The sequence below is a fragment of the Streptomyces sp. NBC_01235 genome (assembly GCF_035989285.1).
Taxonomy (GTDB): Bacteria; Actinomycetota; Actinomycetes; order Streptomycetales; family Streptomycetaceae; genus Streptomyces.
The window spans coordinates 1,523,011-1,546,366 of sequence record NZ_CP108513.1; the positions used below are offsets into that span (position 1 = coordinate 1,523,011).

The 23,356-nt window shown below is 72.9% G+C and carries 7 protein-coding genes and 1 pseudogene; 4 read left to right on the forward strand and 4 right to left on the reverse strand.

Annotated elements, in window-relative coordinates; genetic code table 11:
• Positions 1–76: 76 nt before the first annotated feature.
• Both OG289_RS06445 and OG289_RS06450 read left to right on the forward strand, forming a co-directional pair.
• Positions 77–1,285 (forward strand): cytochrome P450, encoded by a 1,209-nt coding sequence (locus OG289_RS06445; protein ID WP_327313029.1) that lies wholly within the window; start codon positions 77–79, stop codon positions 1,283–1,285.
• A 42-nt stretch (positions 1,286–1,327) separates the two neighbouring features.
• The gene (locus OG289_RS06450; protein WP_327313030.1) at positions 1,328–2,542 is read left to right on the forward strand and encodes a cytochrome P450; all 1,215 of its coding nucleotides are present in this window, start codon (positions 1,328–1,330) and stop codon (positions 2,540–2,542) included.
• Between the two features lie 80 nt (positions 2,543–2,622).
• Here OG289_RS06450 and OG289_RS06455 read toward each other — a convergent pair whose 3' ends face one another.
• Positions 2,623–4,209 carry an ArnT family glycosyltransferase gene (locus tag OG289_RS06455; protein ID WP_327313031.1) on the reverse strand — a complete coding sequence of 529 codons (1,587 nt, stop codon included), beginning with the start codon at positions 4,207–4,209 and terminating at the stop codon, positions 2,623–2,625.
• A 396-nt stretch (positions 4,210–4,605) separates the two neighbouring features.
• Between OG289_RS06455 and OG289_RS06460 the strand changes: the two genes are divergently transcribed.
• Together OG289_RS06460 and OG289_RS06465 are read left to right on the forward strand one after the other, a co-directional pair.
• Entirely contained in the window at positions 4,606–5,523 is a 918-nt protein-coding gene (locus OG289_RS06460) for an ABC transporter ATP-binding protein (protein WP_327313032.1), read from the forward strand.
• Positions 5,520–6,704 (forward strand): ABC transporter permease, encoded by a 1,185-nt coding sequence (locus OG289_RS06465; RefSeq protein WP_327313033.1) that lies wholly within the window; start codon positions 5,520–5,522, stop codon positions 6,702–6,704. Before OG289_RS06460 ends, OG289_RS06465 begins: the two co-directional genes overlap by 4 nt.
• A gap of 461 nt (positions 6,705–7,165) precedes the next feature.
• Here OG289_RS06465 and OG289_RS06470 read toward each other — a convergent pair.
• From OG289_RS06470 to OG289_RS06480, 3 genes and pseudogenes are all read right to left on the reverse strand, one after another.
• Positions 7,166–7,809 (reverse strand): annotated as a pseudogene (locus OG289_RS06470) (3-oxoacyl-ACP synthase); the annotation flags it as partial.
• A 330-nt stretch (positions 7,810–8,139) separates the two neighbouring features.
• Positions 8,140–16,422: an SDR family NAD(P)-dependent oxidoreductase gene (locus OG289_RS06475; protein ID WP_327313034.1), complete on the reverse strand. Its 8,283-nt coding sequence runs from the start codon at positions 16,420–16,422 to the stop codon at positions 8,140–8,142.
• Positions 16,419–23,300 (reverse strand): type I polyketide synthase, encoded by a 6,882-nt coding sequence (locus OG289_RS06480; protein ID WP_442819066.1) that lies wholly within the window; start codon positions 23,298–23,300, stop codon positions 16,419–16,421. Before OG289_RS06480 ends, OG289_RS06475 begins: the two co-directional genes overlap by 4 nt.
• Positions 23,301–23,356: the final 56 nt, after the last annotated feature.

The following is a 23,356-nucleotide window of genomic DNA, read 5'->3' on the forward strand; positions in this document are numbered from 1 at the left end:
GTTTCGCCCGGCGTGCTGCGCTGAGGCCGCTTACGGCCCGCCTCCTGTGGGGCCCGCCCTACGAGAGGGGTTCCCGATGACTGCCGTGCCCGCTCCTGTCGGCCCTGAGGTGGCCGCGCCGCCCGAGGTGGGTCTCGACGGTGGTGCGACCCTGCTGGCCTGGCTGCGGCGAATGCGCGACGAGCAGCCGGTGTGGTGCGATCCGGCGGGCCGCTACCACGTCTTCCGTCACGAGGACGTCCAGCGGATCACCGCCGACCCGGCGGCCTTCTCCTCGGACACGGTGACCCGGCTCTCGGGCGGCGAGCGGCAACCGCCGGGCGGCACGCTGCTGTTGCTGGACCCGCCCCGGCACGGCAAACTGCGGCGGCTGGTGAGCAAGGTCTTCACCGCGAAAATGATCAACGAGCTGACCCCGCGGATCACCGAGGTGGCCACCGAGCTGCTCGACGGTCTCGACGGCGGCGACCGCTTCGACGTGATCGAGGCGTTCGCCAACCCGCTGCCGGTCATCGTGATCTCCTCCCTGCTCGGTGTGCCGCCGTCGGACCGCCCGCTGTTCCAGGTGTGGGCCGACAACCTGCTGACCGTGGACTGGGAGACGCCCGAGGGTGCCGAGGCCATGGGCCGGACCGTGCAGGAACTGGACGCCTATCTGCGCCGGCATGTCGCCGAACGGCGGGCGCGCGAGTACGACGACCTGATGAGCCTGCTGGTACGGGCCGAGGTCGACGGGGAGAGCCTGAACGACGACGACGTGGTGAGCTTCGCCGCGCTGCTGCTGCTCGCCGGTCATGTCACCACCGCCGTGCTGCTCGGCAACATGCTGCTGACGCTCGATCGGGAAGAGGGCCTGCAGGCCGGGTTGCGCACCGACCGCGCGAGGATCACACCGTTCACCGAAGAGGTGCTGCGCTGCCGGCCGCCGTTCCTGAAGATCGAACGGGTGCCGACGGCTCCCGTGGAGATCGCCGGGGAGAAGGTCCCGGAGAACGCGATGGTGTACCTCTGGCTGCTGTCGGCCAACCGCGACGAGCGGGTCTTCCCGGAGCCGGACCGCTTCCTGCCGGGCCGCTCCAACGCCAAGCAGCTCGCCTTCGGGCACGGCATCCACTACTGCCTGGGCGCCCCGCTGGCCCGTATGGAGGGGCAGATCGCGCTCAGCCTGATGCTCGACCGCTATGCCGACATCCGGGTCGAACGCGACGCGCCCCTGTCCTACTTCGACAACCGGGTCAACGTCTTCGGCCTTCGGCGGCTGCCCCTCACCGTCCGCCGGGCCTGAGCGGCGCACCCCGGCGGACGCACACCACCAGACGGAGGACTCATGGCCTACAAGCCGAAACCACCAGTGATACCGACCGACCGCACCTGCCCCTTCGACCCCGATCCGGAGTACCGCCGGCTGCGCGCGGAGGAACCGATCAGCCCGGTCACCTTCGACATCGCGCCGGGCCGCGACGACGGCTGGCTGGTCACCCGGCATGACCATGTGCGGGCCATCATGACCGACCCTCGGTTCAGTCACCGCGCGGAGCTGCTGGCGCTCGTGGCGTCACCGCCGTTCGAGGTGGAGAAGTACGAGCCGCAGCCGTCGGGACCGGGCTCCTTCGTCCGGATGGACGCCCCGGACCACACGCGCTACCGGCGGCTGCTGACGGGCTTCTTCACGGTCCGCAAGATCCAGGAGTACGAGCCGACGCTGGCCGGGATCATCGACGACGTGCTCGACGAGATGGCCGGTCTCCAGCCGCCGGTGGATCTGCTGCCGGCGTTCGTGCAGAAGGTCGTGTACCGGTCGGTGCACTCGGTGATGGGTGTGCCGGAGGAGGACATCGCCGAGCTCGACAAGCACTTCTCGGCGATCATGCGGATCGACTACACGCTCGAGGAGTTCGTCGAACACAACACGGCGCTGGACCAGACGCTGGCCCGTGTGGTCAAGGACCTGTTCGCCGAGCCGAACGACAAGCTGCTCGGCAGGCTGGTCAAGACGGGTGAGCTGACCGAGGAGGAACTGGCGAACATCGCCTGGATCACCATCGGCGGCGCGCTGGACACCACGCCGAACATGCTGGGTCTCGGCACGTTCGCGCTGCTGGAGCATCCCGAGCAGCTGGAGAAGGTCCGCAAGCAGCCGGAGCTGATGGAGCGGGCGGTGGAGGAGCTGCTGCGCTATCTGACGATCTCCCACATGGGCGCGAGCCGGGTGGCGCTGGAGGACGTGGAGATCGGCGGACTGACCATCGAGGCCGGGCAGACCGTGGTGCTGTCCCTGCCGGCCGCCAACCGGGATCCGGAGCAGTTCGAGAACCCGGAGGTCTTCGACGTCACCCGGCCGTCCCGGCGCCACCTGGCGTTCGGCTTCGGCATCCACCAGTGCCTGGGGCAGCATCTGGCCCGGGCGACCCTGCGCATCGGCTTCCAGAAGCTCTTCGACCGCTTCCCGGACCTGCGGCTGGCGGCCGATCCGCAGGAGATCCCGCTGCGGGACAAGGCGATGCACTACGGCGTGTACGCGCTGCCCGTCACCTGGGGGTGACCGCACCCCCGTGGCCGAGCCGCGGGCCGTCCCGGAACAGGGGCGGCCCGCGGTTCCGGCTCCGGTGCGCGCCGCCGGAGCTACCGCGTCGCCGAGTAGGCGCTCAGGTGGGACATCAGGGGCCACGTCGTGCGCCAGGGCCGGCGCAGTCCCTCGCAGACCCAGATGGGGGTGCCCCAGTTGAGGTTGTGCACCCGGTCCGCGTTGGTGACCGTGCCGCGCCGGCGCACGCTGGTGAAGAACCGCCCCAGAGAGCGGGCGTCGGCGCCGACGAAGACCACGGTCGCGGTGTCGTCGGCCGGGCTGCGCAGGTACCAGTAGCCGCGGTGGCCGCTGTACGGCCGCGGCAGACCGAGCCTCGGGCCGAACCGGTCGAGGGCGCCCGCCTGGTCGTACCGGTCGGTGATCAGCAGGGCCCGGCGGCGCCGGTCGGCGGGCAGCCGGCGGTGGACACGGGCCACCGAGGCGGCCAGGTCGGGCCAGCCGACGGTTTCCATCGCCAGCCGGTCGGCGGAGGACCGGGAGAGCCGCTGGACCGGGTAGAGCGGCAGTACCTGCACCGCCAGGACCGCCGACATCAGGTAGACCACGGCCGTCGACCACACGCGCGGGCGGGAGGCGCGCAGACCCTGCAGAGCTGTGGCACCGGCCGCCCACAGGACGGCGAACAGCCCGGCGACGTAGTACGGCCGTCCGTGGACGACGAGGTAACAGGCGCACAGTCCGGCGAAGGTCAGCGCGAGGAACCGGTAGGGGCGGGCCCGGCGCGCGACCAGCAGCCATCCCAGCCCGCAGCACAGGAGGACCGCGCCGGCCAGTCCGGCGGCCGAGAGGACCGTGGGCAGGAACATCGCCCGGCCGCCCTCCTCGGCGGCGACCTCCTGTGCGATGACCTCGGTCATGGCCAGTTGCGGCCAGCCGGCGCGGGCCTGCCACAGCAGTCCCGGTACTGCGGTGAGCAGGGCTCCGGCCGCCGAGGCCCACAGCAGCGGGCGGCGCAGCAGGTCCCGGGGCCCCGCGAGGAGCAGGGCCACGAACAGCACGGCCCAGAGGCCGACGCTGAGGAACTTGACCTGGAGGGAGACGGCGGCGGTCAGGCCGAGCAGGGGCAGCAGCCGGTCGCGCCGGGTGCGGACCCAGCGCACCAGCAGCCAGACGCCGACCGTGGTCAGGAAGATGTCCAGGGTGGCGGTGATGAGCAGATGGCCCATCTGCAGCATGACCGGCGAGACGGCGTACGCACCTGCGGTGGCGAGCTGGGCCGCGCGTCGGCCGCCCAGTTCCCGGGCCGTCAGGGCCGCGGTCAGCACGCCGAGCGCGGTGAGGGCCGCGGCCGGTGCGCGCAGCACCAGCAGCGAGCCGGGGGACACCGTGTCCAGGGCGTGGGCCAGCAGCGGCAGCAACGGCGGCTGGTCGGCGTATCCCCAGGCGGGGCTGCGGCCGGCGGCGAGGAAGTACAGCTCGTCGCTGAAGTAGCCGAAGCGGTCCGCGGTGAGCAACAGCAGGGCCGCGGTGACGCAGACGAGGGCGAACACCGGCAGCATGGCCAGGGGTGGGAGCGGGGTGGCCGCCGACGGTCCGGCGGGGATGCGGGTACGGGGGGTGGCCCCGGGAGGCCGGTACCCGCCGTCGCGGTGGGTCGCCTCGTCCCGGGCTGTGGGGGGCATCGTCGCTTCCTCGATCCTGTCGGGTTCGCGGTGGAAGGCACCGTGGAGCTCTGCGCGTCGAACCTACGGTCGGCGGCCGACGCCGGAACGGCGTGTTCCCCTCTACGGGCCCGGGAGTAAGGGCGATTCCCTAGTCTTCGGCGCCCCTGGTGGCCCCGGCTGTCGCGGCTGTGCTGGTGTGGAGGTTCCGAACCGCCCTTGGGCCCACCCGCTCGCGTCGCGGTTCGGCCCCTGCCCGGCCGACCTGCGGTGGACGCCTTCAGCGCCCTGTCACTTCCCCCCGGCCCGGCCCCGATCCCTCAACCGATCACGGAGAGACGACAGTCGAGTGATGGACCTTCAGTTCATGTGCGGCGGGGCCGGCTCGCGGCCCCGCACGGTCAGGGCGTACACGTCATGACGGCGGCGATCGTCGCGGACGGCGTCCGCAAGCGGTACGGGGACATCCAGGCCGTCGACGGAGTCTCGCTGCACATCGAGGCGGGCGAGTTCTACGGCATCCTGGGTCCCAACGGCGCGGGGAAGACGACCACTCTGGAGATTCTGGAGGGCGTCCGCGAGCCCGACGAGGGCCGGATCGAGCTGTTCGGCGAGAGCCCCTGGCCGCGCAATCCCAGGCTGTTGAGACGGATCGGCGTGCAGTTCCAGGCGTCGTCGTTCTTCGACAAGCTCACCACGCGCGAGACCATCTGCCTGTTCGCGTCCTTCTACCGGGTCGGTGTCCGGCAGGCCGACGCGATGCTGGAGCGGGTCGGCCTCACCGAGTTCGGCGACGTGCCGGCCGACAAGCTCTCCGGCGGCCAGGCGCAGCGGCTGTCGATCGCCTGCGGTCTGGTGCACGACCCGGAGATCGTCTTCCTGGACGAGCCCACCGCCGGTCTGGACCCGCAGGCCCGCCGCAATCTCTGGGACCTGCTGCGGGACGTCAACGAGGAGGGCCGCACCCTGGTCCTCACCACGCACTACCTGGACGAGGCCGAGATGCTCTGCGACCGGGTGTCGGTGATGGAGAAGGGCAGGGTGCTCAAGACGGGCGCGCCGGCGGCCCTGATCCGCGAGCTCGACGACATGGTGCGGGTGAGTGTGGAGTCCGGGCTGGTCAAGGCGGACACTCTGCGCGGCCGGCTGGTGGCGGCCGGGGTGGACAACGCGGTGGTGGAGGACGACGGGATCACGCTGTCGATCGCCACCCACTCCCCCGGGCCGGTGCTGTCGGTCCTGGCGGACCACCGGGCGCTGCGGAGCCTTCAGGTGCGTGGCGCCACTCTGGAGGACGTCTTCCTCCAGCTGACCGGACGGGAGTACCGCGCGTGAGCATCGACGAGACGTCCTCTCGCTCCCCCGGAACGGCCGCGAAGGCCCCGGCGGAGCAGGAGAAGGCGGCGGTCAAGGCCGGTCCGGGCCGCAAGGGCCCGGTCAAGGACAGACGGCTGAACCCGATACGCGAGCTGGCCCGGGCGATGATCCTGAGCGTCCTGCGGGACAAGGGCACGATCTTCTTCCTGATGATCTTCCCCATCCTGTTCCTGATGCTGTTCGGCTCGTTGTTCAAGAGCGACGGGACCTCGCACATCAAGGTGGCCCAGGTCGGCGAGGTGCAAGTGCTCGACTCGCTCACCGGTGCCCAGCGGGACCAGCTGTCCAAGGCCGCCACGATCACCAAGGTGAAGAGCGAGTCGGCGGCGCTGGAGAAGGTGCGCCAGGGGGACTACGACGCACTGGTCGAGCAGGACGGTGACGCCGTCGTGCTGCGCTACAGCCTGGCCGACTCGGTGAAGGGGGCTTCGGCCCGTGCGACCCTGAACGCGGTGCTGGAGCAGGCGAACCTGGCCGCGACCGGCATGGTCGCCAAGTACACGCTGAAGGCCAGTCAGGTCGAGGACGAATCGGTCAAGCCCATCCAGTACCTGACCCCCGGTCTGCTGGGCTTCGCCGTCGCCACCAGCGCGGTGTTCAGCACCGCCCTGACGCTGGTGACGCTGCGCCGCAAGAAGATCCTCCAGCGGATGCAGCTGTCGCCGATCCGCCCCTGGGAGGTGGTGGCCGCCCGTATCTCCATGACCATGCTCATGGCACTCACGCAGACGGCTCTGTTCCTGGCGGTGGCGACCCTGCCGTACTTCGGTCTCCAGCTGACCGGCAACTGGTGGCTGGTGGTGCCGTTGGTGGTGTGCGGGACGCTGGCCCTGATGTCGCTGGGCCTGCTCATCGGCTCGCTCACCAAGACCGAGGAGTCCGCGGGCGGTCTCGCTCAGTTGCTGGTGCTGCCGATGTCGCTGCTGTCCGGATCGTTCTTCTCGCTGGACAGCGCCCCGGAGTGGGTGAGGGCGGTCGCGTACGTGATGCCGCTGCACTACCTCGTGGAAGGCGGAGAGTCGGTGCTCAGCCGGGGCGGCGGGGTGGTGGACGTGCTGCCCACGATGGGCGGCATGCTGGCCTTCGCCGCCGTGGTGACCGGGGTGACGCTGCGGTTCTTCAAGTGGAACGAAGGGTGAGCCGGCGCTGACGGGCGACGTCCGGGGCTCTCTGCCGTGCGGGTGCGGCGGAGGGCCCCGGACGATTTCCCCGCCCTCGCCCGACGTCCGGGGGCCGGGCGTCAGGCGCGGTCGCCGCCCTGCCAGCCGTCCGTAGCGCACGAACGCGGCCGGCAGCGGGCCGGGTTCGGTGACGTGGCCGGGGGGGGCGCGGCACCGCTCGGCGGGCAGCGGCACCAGGTCGATGGCGTCGGGGCCGCTGACGGCCGCGCCGCGTACCGACAGCAGCGGCTGCGCGGTGGACGGCGGCGGGGTGACGTGGCCGGGGGGGCGCGGCGAGCGGCAGCTTCGGGGTGACGGTGCCGCCGCCCTTCCAGGCCAGCCGAGCTTGGCGCAGGTGTCGGCGGTGAAGCTGTAGGTGAGCGGAGAGACGACGCCGCTGAAGCTTTCGATGATGTTGGAGTTGTCCCAGATCCGCAGCTGAAGTAGGTGTCCTCGGTCTTGGCCGGCAGCCCCGTGGACCGCTGCCGGGACCCGCCGACCGGCACCTCGATCAGATCGCTGAGGCTGCCGTCGCTGCCGAGGTTCAGCCCGGTGAGCGCACCGGGCTCGGTCGGCGACCCGGCGCGCAGCACCACCGCGCCACCGCCGTCACCGAAGATCACCCGGGTCGAGCGGTCGTCCGGGGCGAGGAGCGTGGAGAACGCGTCCGCGCCGACGACCAGCACGCTCTGGGCGGCGCCCAGCGCGACCATTCCGGCGCCCGTCGCGAGGGCGTACACGAAACCGGTGCACACCGCCGCCACGTCGAACGCCGGGACCGGACCCAGTCCCAGCCGGGTGGCCACCTCGGGCGCGGTCGCGGGACAGTGCCGGTCCGGGGAGCTGGTGGCGAGGACCACCGCGTCGACGCCCTCCAGCCCGGCGGACGACAGCGCCCGCCGCCCGGCCTCCACGGCCAGGTCGCCGGTGGACTGGCCCGGCGAGACCCAGCGGCGCTCCCGGATGCCGGACGGCGGCGAATCCATTCGTCGCTGGTGTCGAGGACCCCCGCCAGCTGGTCGTTGGTGACGACGGTGGGGGGAACCCAGCCCCCGAGTCCGACGACGACTGCCGCTCGTTCCATGGCCTCCAGCTCGTTTCACAGCCCGATGGCCGCACCGGGACCGGGAAGCGGCCCACGCTCAACCATTCACCGAACACCAGCTCACATCCGCCGATCTCGGCGTCTGTCAGGTGAAGCCCTGCATCTCGGGCAGTGCCCGACGTCCCGTCAGCGGCGGAAGGGGCCCGCTGACGGCATGCGGATGCACAACTCGGGCACGCTGGGCGGGAGTTCGTCCTCACCACGTCCGAGCCGTGCACCCTCCAGCGGGCCGGCGGGGCCGGAATGCACCGGCCGCGCCGAGCCCCACTGTCCCGGAAGGGGGAATCGCGGTCTACCGTCGGCGTCCCGTCACGCGGATCCGAACTGCTTGTCGATGAAGTCGAAGAGGTCGTCGTCGCTGGCCGCGTCGATGCGCTCCTCGACCTCCGTCTCCGGGGACCCGCCGGGGCCGTCCGCGGCGGACGTCACCGCGGGGGTGGCGGGCGCCGCCGTGTCCAGTGCGGACAGCAGCCCGCGCAGCCGGTCGGCCAGCGCGGAACGCGCCATCTCGTCACCGGCGATCTCCGCCAACACGCCTTCCATCCGGTCGAGTTCGGCCAGCATCGGCTGTACGGCCGCTGCGGCGCCCGGCGCGGTCTCGGCCCGCAGATGACGGGCCAGCCCGATGGGCGTCGGGTAGTCGAACAGCAGGGTGGCCGGCAGCCTGAGCCCGGTGGCGGTGTTGAGCCGGTTGCGCAGCTCGACGGCGGTCAGCGAGTCGAAGCCCAGCTCCAGGAAGCCGCGTTCGGGGTCCACCGCCTCGGAGTCGGCGTAACCGAGGACGGCCGCCGCGTGGTCGCGGACGAGGTCCGCCAGCACCGCGAGGCGCGCCTCGGCGTCCAGGTCCGCGAGCCTGCGCCGCAGCCGCTCGGCGGGCGCTGCCCCGTCGGCGGCGGCCGCGCGACGGCCGGGGGCGGGCTTGACGAGGGACCGCAGCAGGGCCGGGACCTCCCCGTCGGGCGCCCGCAGCCCGGCCGTGTCGAAGCGGGCCGGGACCAGCACGGCCCGGTCGGTGGCCACGGCGGCGTCGAAAAGGCCGAGGGCCTGCTCGGACGGCATCGGGACGACTCCGCCGCGCGCCATCCGCACCAGGTCGGCCTGGTCCAGCTTGCCCGTCATGGCCGACCGCTCCTCCCACAGGCCCCACGCCAGGGACTGGGCGGGCAGGCCCTGGGCGCGCCGCTGCCGGGCGAAGGCGTCGAGGAAGGCGTTGGCCGCCGCGTAGTTGCCCTGCCCCGAGCCGCCGAGGACACCGGCGAGCGAGGAGTAGAGCACGAAGGCCCGCAGCTCGCTGTCCCGGGTCAGCTCGTGGAGATGCAGCGCGGTGTCGGCCTTGGCGGCGAGCACCGTGTCGAGCCGCTCCTGGGTGAGGGAGCCGATGACGCCGTCGTCGAGGACGCCCGCGGTGTGCACCACGGCGGTCAGCGGATGCTCCGCGGGGACCGTGGCGAGCAGCGCGGCCAGCGCCTCCCTGTCGGAGGTGTCGCAGGCGACGAGCTCGGCCCGGGCGCCGAGCGCGGTCAGGTCGTCGAGGAGTTCCCGCGCACCGGGCGCGGCGGGGCCGCGGCGGCCGACGAGCAGCAGGTGCCGGGCACCGTGCCGGCCGGCCAGGTGCCGGGCGACGAGGCCGCCGAGCGCGCCGGTGGCCCCGGTGACCAGGACCGTGCCGTCCGGGTCGAGCAGCGTACCGATGTCCCCGTCCGCCGTCCGGGTCAGCCGGGCACGGACCAGCCTCGGCACCCGCAACTCGCCCTTGCGCAGGGCGATCTGCGGCTCCTCGTGGCGGGCCGCGGCGGGCAGCGCCCGGTACGACTCCTGGGCGCCGTCCCAGTCGAGGAGCACGAAGCGTTCCGGGTTCTCGGTCTGCGCGGTGCGCACCAGACCCCATACGGCCGATGCCACCGGGTCGGGCGCCCGGTCGCCGTCGTGCACGGTCACGGCGTGCCGGGTGACGAGCACCAGCCGGGAGGCGTTGAAGGTGTCGTCGGCGAGCCAGTCCTGCAGCAGCCGCAGCACACGGCCGGTCGTCCGGCGCGCCGCGGCGGCCAGGTCGGTTCCGGCCGGCAGGCCCCCCTTGTCGTCACCGAGGCCGTCGTCACCGAGGCCGGGCACGGCGGCCAGCACCGTCCCGGGTACCGGAAGGTCGCCTGCGGCGACGGCGTGGGCGAGGCCGGCCAGGTCGGGGAGGGGTGCGGCGGCGAGCCCGGCGGCCGTCAGGGCCTCCCCGAGGGCGGGGTCGCCGTCGCCGTCCAGGACGGCGAAGCCCGTGGAGGCGGTCCGGGCCGGGGCGGCGGCCGCGGTCGCCCACTCCAGTTCGTGGAGATGACGGGCGGCGGCACGGGCGTCCCCGAGCTGCCCGGCGGGCAGCGGACGCAGGGTCAGCCCGCTCACCGTGGCGACGGGGCTGCCGGCGGGATCCGTGACGGTCAGCGCGACCGTGTCGGGTCCGGCCGGGACGAGACGCACCCGCAGCGCACCCGCTCCCGGCGCATGCAGGCGTACGCCGGTCCAGCTGAACGGCATGAGCGCGGTCCCGGAGGCGGCGCCGGCGGTCAGTCCGACGGTCTGCAGGGCGGCGTCCAGCAGGGCCGGGTGCAGCCCGTACCCACCGGCGTCGGCGGCGACCTCGGCGGACGGTTCGACCTCGGCGTACACCTCCTCGCCGAGCCTCCAGGCGGCGGTCAGCCCCTGGAACGCGGGTCCGTAGCCGAAGCCGCCCGCGGCGAAGCGGTCGTAGATCCCGTCCACCGCGATCTCCTCGGCGCCCTGCGGCGGCCACGGCTCGAGCGGGACGTCGTCCGCCGGGTCCGCCGTGGTGCCGAGTTGCCCGAGCGCGTGGCGGGTCCAGGGCTCGTCGTCCGCCGCGTCGTCCGGCCGGGAGTGCACGGTCACCCCGCGCACTCCCCGCTCGCCGGGTTCGCCGACGGTGACCTGGAGGTGGACGGCCCCCTGTTCGGGCAGCACGAGCGGTGCCTCCAGGGTGAGTTCGTCGACGACGGCACAGTCGACCCGGTCGGCTGCCAGCAGCGCCAGCTCCAGGAAGGCGGTGCCGGGCAGGATCGCGGTGCCGGCGACCGCGTGGTCGGCGAGCCAGGGGTGGCTGCTGAGCGACAGCCGCCCGGTGAGCAGGTAGCCGTCGCCGCCGGCCAGGGTCGTGCCCGCCGCGAGCAGGGGATGCTCGCCGGCGGAGAGCCCCGCGGCGGCGAGGTCCGGCACGCCGGGTTCGGCGTCGAGCCAGTACCGGGCCCGCTGGAAGGCGTACGTCGGCAGGTCGGCCCGGCGCACCGGACGGCCGGCGAAGAACGCGGCCCAGTCGGGGCCCGCACCGTGCATGTGAAGGGTGGCGAGAGCGGTCGTGACCGCGGTCTCCTCGGGCCGGTCGCGGCGCAGCAGCGGAGTGACGACGGCGGCCTGCGGTTCGGCGAGACAGTCCCGGGTCATGGCGGTGAGCACCGCGTCGGGGCCCAGTTCGAGGTACGCGGTCACCCCCTGCCGCTCCAGGGTCGCGACGGCGTCGGCCCAGCGGACCGTGCCGCGCACGTGGCGGACCCAGTACTCGACGTCCTCCAGCTGTCCGGAGTCGGCGAGTTCACCGGTGAGGTCGCAGACGACGGGAACGCTCGGGGGCGCGTACGTCGTCTCGCGGGCGACGGTGGCGAAGCGGGCCTGCATGGGTTCCATCCGCGGCGAGTGGAAGGCGTGCGACACCGTCAGCCGCTTGGTGCGCAGCCCGGCCTCGCGCCACGCCTGGGCGAGTTCCTCCACGGCCTCCTCGTCGCCGGAGACGACCACGGAGGCCGGCCCGTTGACGGCGGCGAGGGACACCCGGTCCTCGTAGGTCCGCAGGGCCTGCGCGACCTCCGTCTCACCCGCCTGCACGGCCAGCATCGCCCCGCCGTCGGGCAGTTGCTGCATCAGCCGGCCGCGCGCGGCGACCAGACGGCAGGCGTCGGCGAGGTCGAACACACCGGCGACATGGGCGGCGGCCAGCTCGCCGATGGAGTGGCCGACGACGAGGTCCGGTCGCAGACCCCAGTGCTCCAGCAGCCGGAACTGGGCCACTTCCAGGGCGAACAGCCCGGCCTGGGTGTAGGCGGTGCGGTCCAGCAGCTCGGCGTCGGGCGAACCGGCCGGGGCGAACAGCACCTCCTTCAGGGGCCGTTCGAGTTCGCGGTCGAGTTCGGCGCAGACGGCGTCGAGGGCGTCGGCGAACACGGGGTGGGCGGCGTACAGGTCACGGCCCATACCCGGGCGCTGACTTCCCTGACCACTGAAGAGGAACGCGGTGCGCCCGCCACGGCGCCGCACTCCGCGCACCAGCCCGGGAGCCTCCCGGTCCTCCGCCAACGCCCTTACGGCGGAGAGGAGTTCGTCCTGATCACGGCCGATGGCGGCGGCCCGGTGGTCGAATCCGGCCCGGCCGAGGGCGAGCGAGTGCGCGATGTCGACGGGTGCGGCGGCGTCCTGCCGCTCCGGGTCCTCCAGATGGGCGAGCAGACGGACGGCCTGGGCGCGCAGGGCGTCGGCGCCACGGCCGGAGAGCACCCAGGGGACGACGACACCGCCGGAGCCCACCGGGACGGGCACTCCTTCCGCTGACGGGCCGTCCTCGCCGGCCGGCGTGCGCGGCGTCACGCTCCCCGACGGCTGCGCATCCCCGGCGGACGGCTGCGAAGCTCCGGCGGACGACTGCGCGGACTCGGCGGACGGCTGAGGGGACTCGGCGGGCGGCTGCTCCAGGATCACATGGGCGTTGGTGCCGCTGATGCCGAACGCCGACACACCGGCCCGGCGCGGACGTCCTTCGGCCTCCGGCCACTCGACGGCCTCCGTCAGCAGCGACACCGCCCCCTCGGTCCAGTCGATCCGGGTCGACGCGCGCTCGGCGTGCAGGGTGCGGGGCAGCACCCCGTGCCGCATCGCAAGCACCATTTTGATCACACCGCCGACACCGGAGGCGGCCTGCGTGTGCCCGATGTTCGATTTCAGGGCGCCGAGCAGCAGCGGCCGGTCCTGCGGCCGGTCCTGGCCGTACGTCGCCATCAGCGCCTGCGCCTCGATGGGGTCACCGAGCCGGGTGCCGGTGCCGTGCGACTCGACGGCGTCCACATCGGCCGGGGCGAGCCCGGCGGCGGCCAGGGCCTGCCGGATGACGCGCTGCTGCGCGGGGCCGCTCGGCGCGGTGAGGCCGTTGCTGGCGCCGTCCTGGTTGACCGCCGAACCGGCGAGCACCGCGAGGACGGGGTGGCCGTTGCGGCGGGCGTCGGAGAGCCGCTCCAGCAGCACGACGCCGACGCCCTCGGCCCAGCCCGCGCCGTCGGCGTCGTCGGAGAACGCCTTGCAGCGGCCGTCCGCGGACAGCGCCCGCTGCCGGCTGAACTCGATGAAGGTGTCCAGCGAGGAGATCACCGTGACCCCGCCGGCCAGCGCCATGGCGCATTCACCGGAGCGCAGCGCCTGGGCGGCCATGTGCAGGGCCACCAGGGACGAGGAGCACGCGGTGTCGACGGTGACGGCCGGGCCCTCCAGACCGAAGGTGTACGAGATCCGCCCCGAGGCCACGCTGCCGGCGCTGCCGGTGGCCAGATAGCCCTCGAAGTCCTTCGGGGCGTGCTGCACCCGGGAGCCGTAGTCGTGGTAGTTGGAGCCGACGAACACCCCGGTGCTGCTGCCGCGCAAGGTCCTGGGCTCGATGCCGGCCCGCTCGAACGCCTCCCACGACGTCTCCAGCAGCAGCCTCTGCTGCGGGTCCACGGCCAGCGCCTCGCGCGGGCTCATCCCGAAGAACTCCGGGTCGAAGTGGTGCGCGTCGTACAGGAATCCGCCGCCGCGGGCGTAGAAGGTGCCCGGACGGTCCGGGTCGGGGTCGAAGGCACCCTTGAGGTCCCAGCCGCGGTCCTCCGGGAAGGCGGACACGGCATCACCGCCCCGCGCGAGCAGCCTCCACAGCTCCTCCGGGCCGTCAACCCCGCCGGGGTAGCGGCAGCCCATCGACACGATCACCACCGGGTCGTCGTCCGTCACGGCCGGCCGGGACGCGGCGGCCGGTACCGGACCGGTCGCGCCGGACGGGACGGCGGCGCCGAACAGGTCGGCGTGCAGTTTCGCGGCGAGCGCGACGGCGGTCGGATGGTCGAAGACCAGGGTGACCGGCAGCCGGAGGCCGGTGCTCTCGGCGATGGTGTTGCGCAGGGCCACCGCGGTGAGCGAGTCGAAGCCGAGGTCGCGGAAGGCCCGCTCCTCGTCGACCTGGTCGGCGCCGGGGTACCCGAGCGCCGCTGCGGCCAAGGTCCGCACCAGCCCGAGGAGTTCGCGCCGCTGCTCGTCGTACGGCAGGCCCGCGAGGCGCGCCGTGAGCGCGTTGCCGTCACCGCCGTCCGCCAGGGGCACGGTACGCGCCGCGAGGGCCTCCCGTACCTCGGGGAGTTCGGCAAGGACTCGCGGGGCACGCTCGGAGTGGGCGAACGCGTACGTCTCCCACCGTACGTCGGCCAGGGCCAGCACGGGTTCCCCGACGGACACGGCCTGCTGAAGCCCGGTCAGGGCGGACTCGGGCTCCATGGCGGGCATGCCGGAACGGGCCAGCCGCTCGCCGGTCTCGCCGGAGGCCAGACCGCCGCCGCCCCAGGCGCCCCAGGCGACCGACGTGGCGGGCAGCCCGTCGGCGTGCCGCTGCCGGGCCAGCGCGTCGAGGAAGGCGTTGGCCGCGGCGTAACTGCCCTGCCCGGGGCCGCCGAGGGTGCCGGCGAGCGAGGAGAACAGCACGAACGCGTCCAGTTCCAGGTCCCGGGTCAGCTCGTGCAGATGCAGTGCGGCCGCCACCTTGGGCCGCAGCACGGTCTCCGCCCGCTCGGGGGTGAGGCCGTCCAGCACTCCGTCGTCGAGCACCCCGGCCGCGTGCACGACCGCGGTGAGCGGCTGGTCCTCGGGTACGGCGGCCAGCAGCGCGGCCAGTTGGTCGCGGTCGGCGGCATCGCACGCGACGAGCGTGACTCGGGCGCCGAGCGCGGTCAGCTCGGCCTCCAGTTCGGCCGCGCCGGGCGTGTCCGGGCCCCGGCGTCCGGCCAGCAGCAGATGACCGGCGCCGTTGCGGGCCAGCCAGCGGGCGACATGGGCCCCCACGCCCCCGGTTCCCCCGGTCACCAGCACGGTGCCGTTCGGCTCCCAGCCGGTGGACGCGGGGTCGGCCGGCGCGGCCGCCCGTACCAGCCGCCGTGTGAAGAGCCCGGAACCCCGTACGGCCACCTGGTCCTCTTCGGCGGCTCCGGACAGGGCGGCGACCAGCCGGGTCAGGGCACGGTCGTCCAGCTCCGGCGGCAGGTCCACCAGCCCGCCGAAGCGCTGCGGGTACTCCAGAGCGGCGATCCGGCCGAGTCCCCACGCCTGTGCCTGGACAGGCGCGGACGGCCGGTCGGCACGGCCCGTGGACACCGCGCCCCGGGTGGCGATCCACAGCGGCGCGGCCACACCCGCGTCCCCGAGCGCCTGCACCAAGGCGGTGTTGAGGGCGAGCCCGTTGTCGAGGGCGCTGCCCGGAGCGTACGGCGACTCGTCCAGCGCCAGCAGGGACAGCACACCAGCCGGCCGCGCGGCACCGGCATCGTCGCTGACGACACCGCCGAGCAGAGCGGTGAGCCGCTCCCGGTCGACGCCGGCGGCCACTTCCAGGGTGGTCACCTCGGCGCCGTGGACCGTCAGACCGCTGGAGAGGGAGGTGATGAGCTCGGTGTCGGGGTGTCCCTGCGGCACGACGAGCAGCCAGGTACCGGTCAGGACGACGGCCCGAGTGTCCTGGGCGACCGGCTTCCAGACCACCTTGTACCGCCAGCCGTCCACCGCCGAGCGCGCCACCTGCTCTTTGCGCCACCCCGACAGCACGGGAAGGACACCGGCCAGCGCCTCACTGTCGGACACCCGCAACGTCCCCGCCAGCGCCTCCAGATCCTCACGCTCGACCGCCTCCCAGAAGCGGGCGTCCACCGCCTCCTGCCCGAAGACCGCAACACCCGCGGGAACCCTCTTCTCCAGCCAGTAACGGCGGCGCTGGAAGGCGTACGTCGGCAGCGGGACCGTGCGGGCGTCGTGGCCGGCCAGGACCGCCGTCCAGTCCACCGGGATGCCACGCACCCACGCCTCGGCCAGCGAAGTCAGGAAACGGTGCGCGCCGCCCTTGTCACGCCGCAGAGTCCCCGTCACGACCGCGTCGGGTGCGGCCTCCTGGACCGCCATGCCGAGCACCGGATGGGAACTCACCTCCACGAACGCCCCATAGCCCTGCTCCAGCAAACCTTCGACGGCGTCGGCGAAACGCACCCGCTGACGCAGATTCCGATACCAGTAACCCCCGTCCAGCCCAGCCGTGTCGATGACCTCCGCCTCCGTCGTCGAGAAGAACGGCACCTCACCAGGACGCGGCGCGACAGCCGCGAGGACCCGGGCCAGCTCGGCCTCGATGGCCTCCACATGCCAGGTGTGCGACGCGTAGTCCACCGGAACACGACGCGCCCGGATGTCACTGCTCTCGCAGTGCGCCATCAGCTCATCCAGCGCATCCGCGTCCCCGGCCACCACCACCGAACCAGGACCATTCACCGCAGCAACATCAATACGGCCCCCCAACCGACCAGCAACTCCTCCACATCAGCCAGTGCAAGAGGCACGGAGACCATGCCACCGCGCCCCGCGATCACACGGATCGCACGCGACCGCAACGCCACCACCCGCGCCCCGTCCTCCAACGACAGACCACCCGCCACCACCGCAGCCGCGATCTCCCCCTGCGAATGACCCACCACCACCGACGGCTCAACCCCACACGCACGCCACACCGCCGCCAACGACACCATCACCGCCCACGACACCGGCTGCACCACATCCACATCAACCAGTTCGCAACCGCCCCGCACCACCTCACTCAACGACCACCCCACAAACGGAGCCAGCGCGGCCTCGCACGCCTCCATCGACGCCGCGAACACCGGCGAGACACCCCACAACTCCCGCCCCATACCAACCCACTGCGCCCCCTGCCCCGGGAACACGAACACCACCCGATCAACACCACCCGTCACCGCACCCCGCACCACACCGGAGCCGACCACCCCACCCGCCGCCAACACACCCAGCCCGGCAACAAGTTCAGCCGACTCACCACCCAGGACAACAGCCCGGTTCTCGAACGCCGTACGCGTCGACGCCAACGACCACCCCACGTCCACCGACCGGACATCCTCGCCGACCGACCTCACATACGAGGCGAGGAGGCCGGCCTGACCCGCCAGCCCCTCCCCACCACGCCCCGACACCACCCACGGCACCACACCACCAGCCACGAACACCGACACGGTGTCCACATCCCCGGAAGCCGTCGCCGGGACCGCCGGAGCCTCCTCCAGCACCACATGCGCGTTGGTGCCGCTCACGCCGAAGGACGACACACCGGCCCGGCGCGGACGCCCTTCGGTCTCGGGCCAGTCCACGGCCTCCGTCAGCAACGACACCTCCCCCGCCGACCAGTCGACATGCGGCGTCGGCTCGTCGACATGCAGGGTCCGGGGAAGCACTCCGTGCTGCAACGCCAGCACCATCTTCATCACACCGCCGACACCGGAGGCGGCCTGCGCGTGACCGATGTTCGACTTCAACGAGCCGAGCCACAGGGGCCGTTCCGGGTCTCTGCCCTGGCCGTAGGTCGCCAGCAGCGCCTGCGCCTCGATCGGGTCGCCCAGCGCGGTGCCCGTACCGTGCGCCTCCACCGCGTCCACGTCCGCGGCGGACAGCCCGGCCTTGGCGAGGGCCGCCCGGATCACCTGCTGCTGGGCAGGGCCGCTGGGGGCGCTGAGACCGTTGCTCGCACCGTCCTGGTTGAGGGCGGTGGAGCGGATCACCGCCAGCACGGGATGCCCGTTGCGGCGGGCGTCCGAGAGCCGCTCCAGGAGCACCATGCCCGCGCCCTCGGCGAGGCCCATGCCGTCGGCGGCCTTGGCGAACGCCTTCGAGCGACCGTCCTTGGCGACGCCCCGGGTGCGGGCGAAGCCGATGAAGCCGATGGGCTCGACCATCACGGCGACGCCGCCCGCGAGGGCCATCGAGCACTCGCCGGAGCGCAGCGCCTGGACGGCCATGTGCAGGGCCACCAGCGACGAGGAGCACGCCGTGTCGATGGTCACCGCGCTGCCTTCGAGGCCGAGGGTGTAGGCGACGCGGCCGGACAGCACGCTGGTGGCGCTGCCGGTGACGATGTGTCCTTCGACGCCCTCGGGCAGGTTGTCCAGGCCGCCGAAGCCCTGGTTGGCGGCGCCCACGAACACGCCGACGGGAGTGCCGCGCAGTTCCTCGGGGACGAGCCCGGCCCGTTCCAGTACCTCCCAGGAGGTCTCCAGCAGCAGGCGCTGCTGCGGGTCCATGGCGACGGCCTCGCGCGGCGAGATGCCGAAGAAGCCGGGGTCGAAGTCGGCGGCGTCGTAGACGAAGCCGCCTTCGCGGGCGTAGCAGGTGCCCTCGCGGTCCGGGTCCGGATCGTAGAGCGCCTCCAGGTCCCAGGCGCGGTCGTCGGGGAAGGCGTCGATGACGTCACGGCCCTCGGCGAGGATCTGCCACAGTTCCTCGGGGCTGTCGGCGCCGCCGGGATAGCGGCAGCTCATCGAGACGATGACGATGGGGTCGTCGTCCGCGGCGGGCCCGCGGGCCGGGGCCGCGGAGACGGCGGGCACGGGAAGGGCCGCTGTGTCTCCGAGCAGTTCCTCGCGGACGTGGCGGGCCAGCGCGGTGACCGTGGGCCGGTCGAAGATCACGGTGACCGGCAGGCGCAGGCCGGTGGCGGCGTTCAGGCGGTTGCGCAGCTCGACCGAGGTCAGCGAGTCGAAGCCCAACTCCCGGAAGGCCCTGCCCACTTCGACGCTGTTCGGGCTGCCGTGCCCGAGCACTCCGGCGACCTGGGCGCGCACCAGGTCGAGTACGGCCTGCTGCTGTTCGTCGGGGGCCAGGCCGCGCAGCCGGTCGACGAGTCCGGAACTCGCCGTGGCCGACGCGTCCGGCCGGTGCCGGTCCTCCTCGGCGCGCAGGATCTCGGCGACCTCGGGCACCTCGGTGAGCAGGGGGCGGGGGCGGGCGGCGGTGAAGACGGGGACGAAGCGCTCCCAGTCGATGTCGGCGACGGCGACGAAGCACTCGTCCCGGTCCAGCACCTGCTGCATGCCCATGACCGCGAGGGCCGGGTCCATGAAGGGGATACCGCGCCAGCGCAGTTGCTCCTGGACGATGTCGAGGGCCATGCCGCCGCCCTCGTCGCTCCAGATGCCCCAGGCGATCGACGTACCGGCCAGGCCGCGGGCCCGCCGGTGCTCGGCGACCGCGTCGGCGTAGGCGTTGGCCGCCGCGTACGCACCGTGGTCGCCGCTGCCCCAGACGCCGGCGACGGAGGAGAAGACGACGAAGGCGTCGAGCCGGTCGTCGGAGAAGAGCTCGTCGAGATGCGCGACGCCCGACAGCTTGGCCTCGGCGCCGTCGGCGAATTCCTGGAGCGTGGTGGTGGCCATCGGGATGAGGATGCCGACGCCTGCGGTGTGCACGACGGTGCGGATGGGCGGCCCGTCGGTCTCGACCCGCTCGATGAGCGCGGCCAGGGCGTCCCGGTCGGCGATGTCGCAGGAGGCGATGGTGACGCGGGCGCCCAGGGCGCGCAGCTCGGCCTCCAGCTCGGCGGCGCCGGGTGCGTCCGCGCCGCGCCGGCTGACCAGGACGAGGTGCTCGGTGCCGTTGCGGGCGAGCCAGCGGGCCGTGTGCCCGCCGAGGCCACCGGTGCCGCCGGTGATCAGCGCGGTGCCGCGCGAGGTCCAGCTGCGGTGACCGTCGCCGGTGGCGGCTGCGGGGACCCGGGCCAGTCGGCGGATCAGGATGCCGGTCCGGCGGATGGCCACCTGGTCCTCGGCGCCGGAGTCGGCGAGGATTCCGCACAGCCGGGCGGCGGTCCGCTCGTCGGGCTTCTCGGGGAGGTCGACGAGGCCACCCCAGAACTCGGGATGTTCCAGCGCGGCGACCCGGCCCATGCCCCAGGTGCCGTTCTGCACGGGGTTGCGCATCGGGTCGCTGTCGCCCGTGGCGACGGCTCCGCTGGTGGCCAGCCACAGCGGGGCACGTACGCCGGTGTCGCCGCACGCCTGGACCAGGGCCAGCCCGGCCACCAGACCGGCCGCGAGTCCGGGCTGCTCGGGGTACGGGTGCTCTTCGAGCCCGAGGAACGAGAGCACCCCGCTGAACTGGGCGGAGTGGACACCGCTGTGCTGGGCCGTCTCGGTCAGCAGGGCGGCCAGCCGCTCACGGTCGGTGTCGGAGGAGTCGACGAACAGGGGGACGGCCTGCGCCCCGTGCGAGGCGAGGCCCTCCAGACAGACCCGGACGAGTTCGGCGCCCGCGTGGCTCGCGGGGATGACGACCAGCCAGGTCCCGTCCAGGGTCGTGGAGGTGGGCTCGGCCGTCGGCCGCCAGGCGACGCGGTAGCGCCAGGAGTCGATGGTGGACGCGGCACGGCGGCCCCGCCGCCAGGCCGACAGCACGGGCAGCGCCTGGGCCAGCGCCTCCTGCCCGGTGTCCTCGGCGACGTCGAGCACACCGGTCAGTGCTGCGACGTCCTGCTCCTCGACAGCCGCCCAGAACTCGGCGTCCGCCGGGTCCTGGACACCGCCGGTCGCGGCGACAAGCTGCGGCGTATCGGGCTCGAACCAGAAGGGGCGGTGCTGGAAGGCGTACGTCGGCAGCGGGACCGTGCGGGCGTCGTGGCCGGCCAGGACCGCCGTCCAGTCCACCGGGATGCCACGCACCCACGCCTCGGCCAGCGAAGTCAGGAAACGGTGCGCGCCGCCCTTGTCACGCCGCAAAGTCCCGACCACCAGCGCGTCGGGTGCGGCCTCCTGGACCGCCATGCCGAGCACCGGATGGGAACTCACCTCCACGAACGCCCCATAGCCCTGCTCCAGCAAACCTTCGACGGCGTCGGCGAAACGCACCCGCTGACGCAGATTCCGATACCAGTAACCCCCGTCCAGCCCAGCCGTGTCGATGACCTCCGCCTCCGTCGTCGAGAAGAACGGCACCTCACCAGGACGCGGCGCGACAGCCGCGAGGACCCGGGCCAGCTCGGCCTCGATGGCCTCCACATGCCAGGTGTGCGACGCGTAGTCCACCGGAACACGACGCGCCCGGATGTCACTGCTCTCGCAGTGCGCCATCAGCTCATCCAGCGCATCCGCGTCCCCGGCCACCACCACCGAACCAGGACCATTCACCGCAGCAACATCAATACGGCCCCCCCAACCGACCAGCAACTCCTCCACATCAGCCAGTGCAAGAGGCACGGAGACCATGCCACCGCGCCCCGCGATCACACGGATCGCACGCGACCGCAACGCCACCACCCGCGCCCCGTCCTCCAACGACAGACCACCCGCCACCACCGCAGCCGCGATCTCCCCCTGCGAATGACCCACCACCACCGACGGCTCAACCCCACACGCACGCCACACCGCCGCCAACGACACCATCACCGCCCACGACACCGGCTGCACCACATCCACATCAACCAGTTCGCAACCGCCCCGCACCACCTCACTCAACGACCACCCCACAAACGGAGCCAGCGCGGCCTCGCACGCCTCCATCGACGCCGCGAACACCGGCGAGACACCCCACAACTCCCGCCCCATACCAACCCACTGCGCCCCCTGCCCCGGGAACACGAACACGGTGCCGTCGGGTACTACGTCGAAGTTGCCGGTCACCGCTCCCGGGACCGTACGGTCGGCCGCCAAGTCGCCGAGGCCGGAGAGGAGTTCGCTCCGATCCGCGCCGAGGAGGACAGCCCGGTTCTCGAACGCGGCCCGTGTGGCGGCCAGCGACCACGCCACATCCACCGGCCGGACGTCCTCGCCGGCCGACTCCACGTACGACGCCAGCCGCCCCGCCTGACCGGTGAGCCCCTCTCCACCACGCCCCGACACCACCCACGGAACCGCGCCGCCGGCCACGAACACCGGTGCCACGGTGTCGTCGGTGGTCTCCGGTTCCCGTGTCCCGGGGTCGGGTTCCGGCGCCTGCTCCAGGATCACATGGGCGTTGGTGCCGCTGCCGCCGAAGGAGGACACGCCCACGCGGCGGGGGCGGCCGGTCTCGGGCCACTCCTCGTTCTCCGTGAGGAGTCCGACCGCTCCGGACGACCAGTCGACGTGCGGTGTCGGCTCGTCCAGGTGCAGCAGCTTCGGCAGGACGCCGTGCTGCATGGCGAGGACCATCTTGATGACGCCGGCCACGCCCGAACTGGCCTGCAGATGACCGATGTTGGCCTTGAGAGAGCCCGTCCGCAGTGGTTCTTCTCGATCCTGGCCGTAGGTCGCCAGCAGGGCCTGTGCCTCGATCGGGTCGCCCAGCGTGGTGCCCGTACCGTGCGCCTCCACCGCGTCCACGAGGTCCGCGCTCAGACGAGCGTTGGCCAGCGCCGCCCGGATCACCCGCTCCTGCGAAGGACCGTTGGGCGCGGTCAGACCATTGCTCGCACCGTCCTGGTTGACCGCCGAACCCCGCACCACCGCCAGCACCGGATGACCATTGCGCCGCGCATCCGACAACCGCTCCAGCAGCAGCACCCCCACACCCTCACCCCAGCCGGTGCCGTCCGCACCCGCCGCGAACGGCTTGCAGCGACCGTCCGGCGCAAGCCCACGCTGCCTGCTGAACTCCACGAAGTTCCGTGGGCCGGCCATGACGGTGGCGCCGGCCGCGAGGGCGAGGCGGCACTCGTCCTGGCGCAGGGCCTGGACGGCGAGGTGCAGCGCGACCAGCGACGAGGAGCACATGGTGTCGACGGTGACGGCGGGGCCCTCGAACCCGAGGGTGTAGGCGATACGGCCGGACAGCACCGCGCCGGAGCCGCCCGTCAGCATGTGTCCCTCGACGCGGTCCCGGGCACGGGCGGCCGCGGCCCCGTACCCCTGGTCGCTGCTGCCGACGAACACGCCCGCCTTCTCGCCGCGCAGGGTGCCGGGGTCGATCCCGGCTCGTTCCAGTGCCTCCCAGGAGGTCTCCAGGAGAAGTCGCTGCTGCGGGTCCATCATCGTGGCCTCGCGCGGCGAGATGCCGAAGAACCCGGGGTCGAAGTCGGCCGCGTCGTACAGGAACGAGCCGGAGCGGGTGTAGCTCGTGCCCTGGTGCTCCGGGTCGGGGTGGTACAGGTTCTCCAGGTCCCAGCCTCGGTTCGCGGGCAGTTCGGAGACGGCGTCGACGCCCGCCACCAGCATGGTCCAGAAGTCTTCCGGAGTGTGCGCGTTGCCGGGGAAGCGGCAGCTCATCGAGACGATGGCGATGGGCTCCTGCTGCCGGGCCTCGACCTCCTGGAGGCGTCGGCGGGTCTGCCGAAGGTCGGTAGTGACCAGCTTGAGGTAGTCGCGGAGCTTGTCCTCGTTAGCCATGAACGTCATCAGTCCCTAGAGCAGGCCCGAAGGCATGAAGTCACCCATGCGGCGTTGGCAACCGGGCG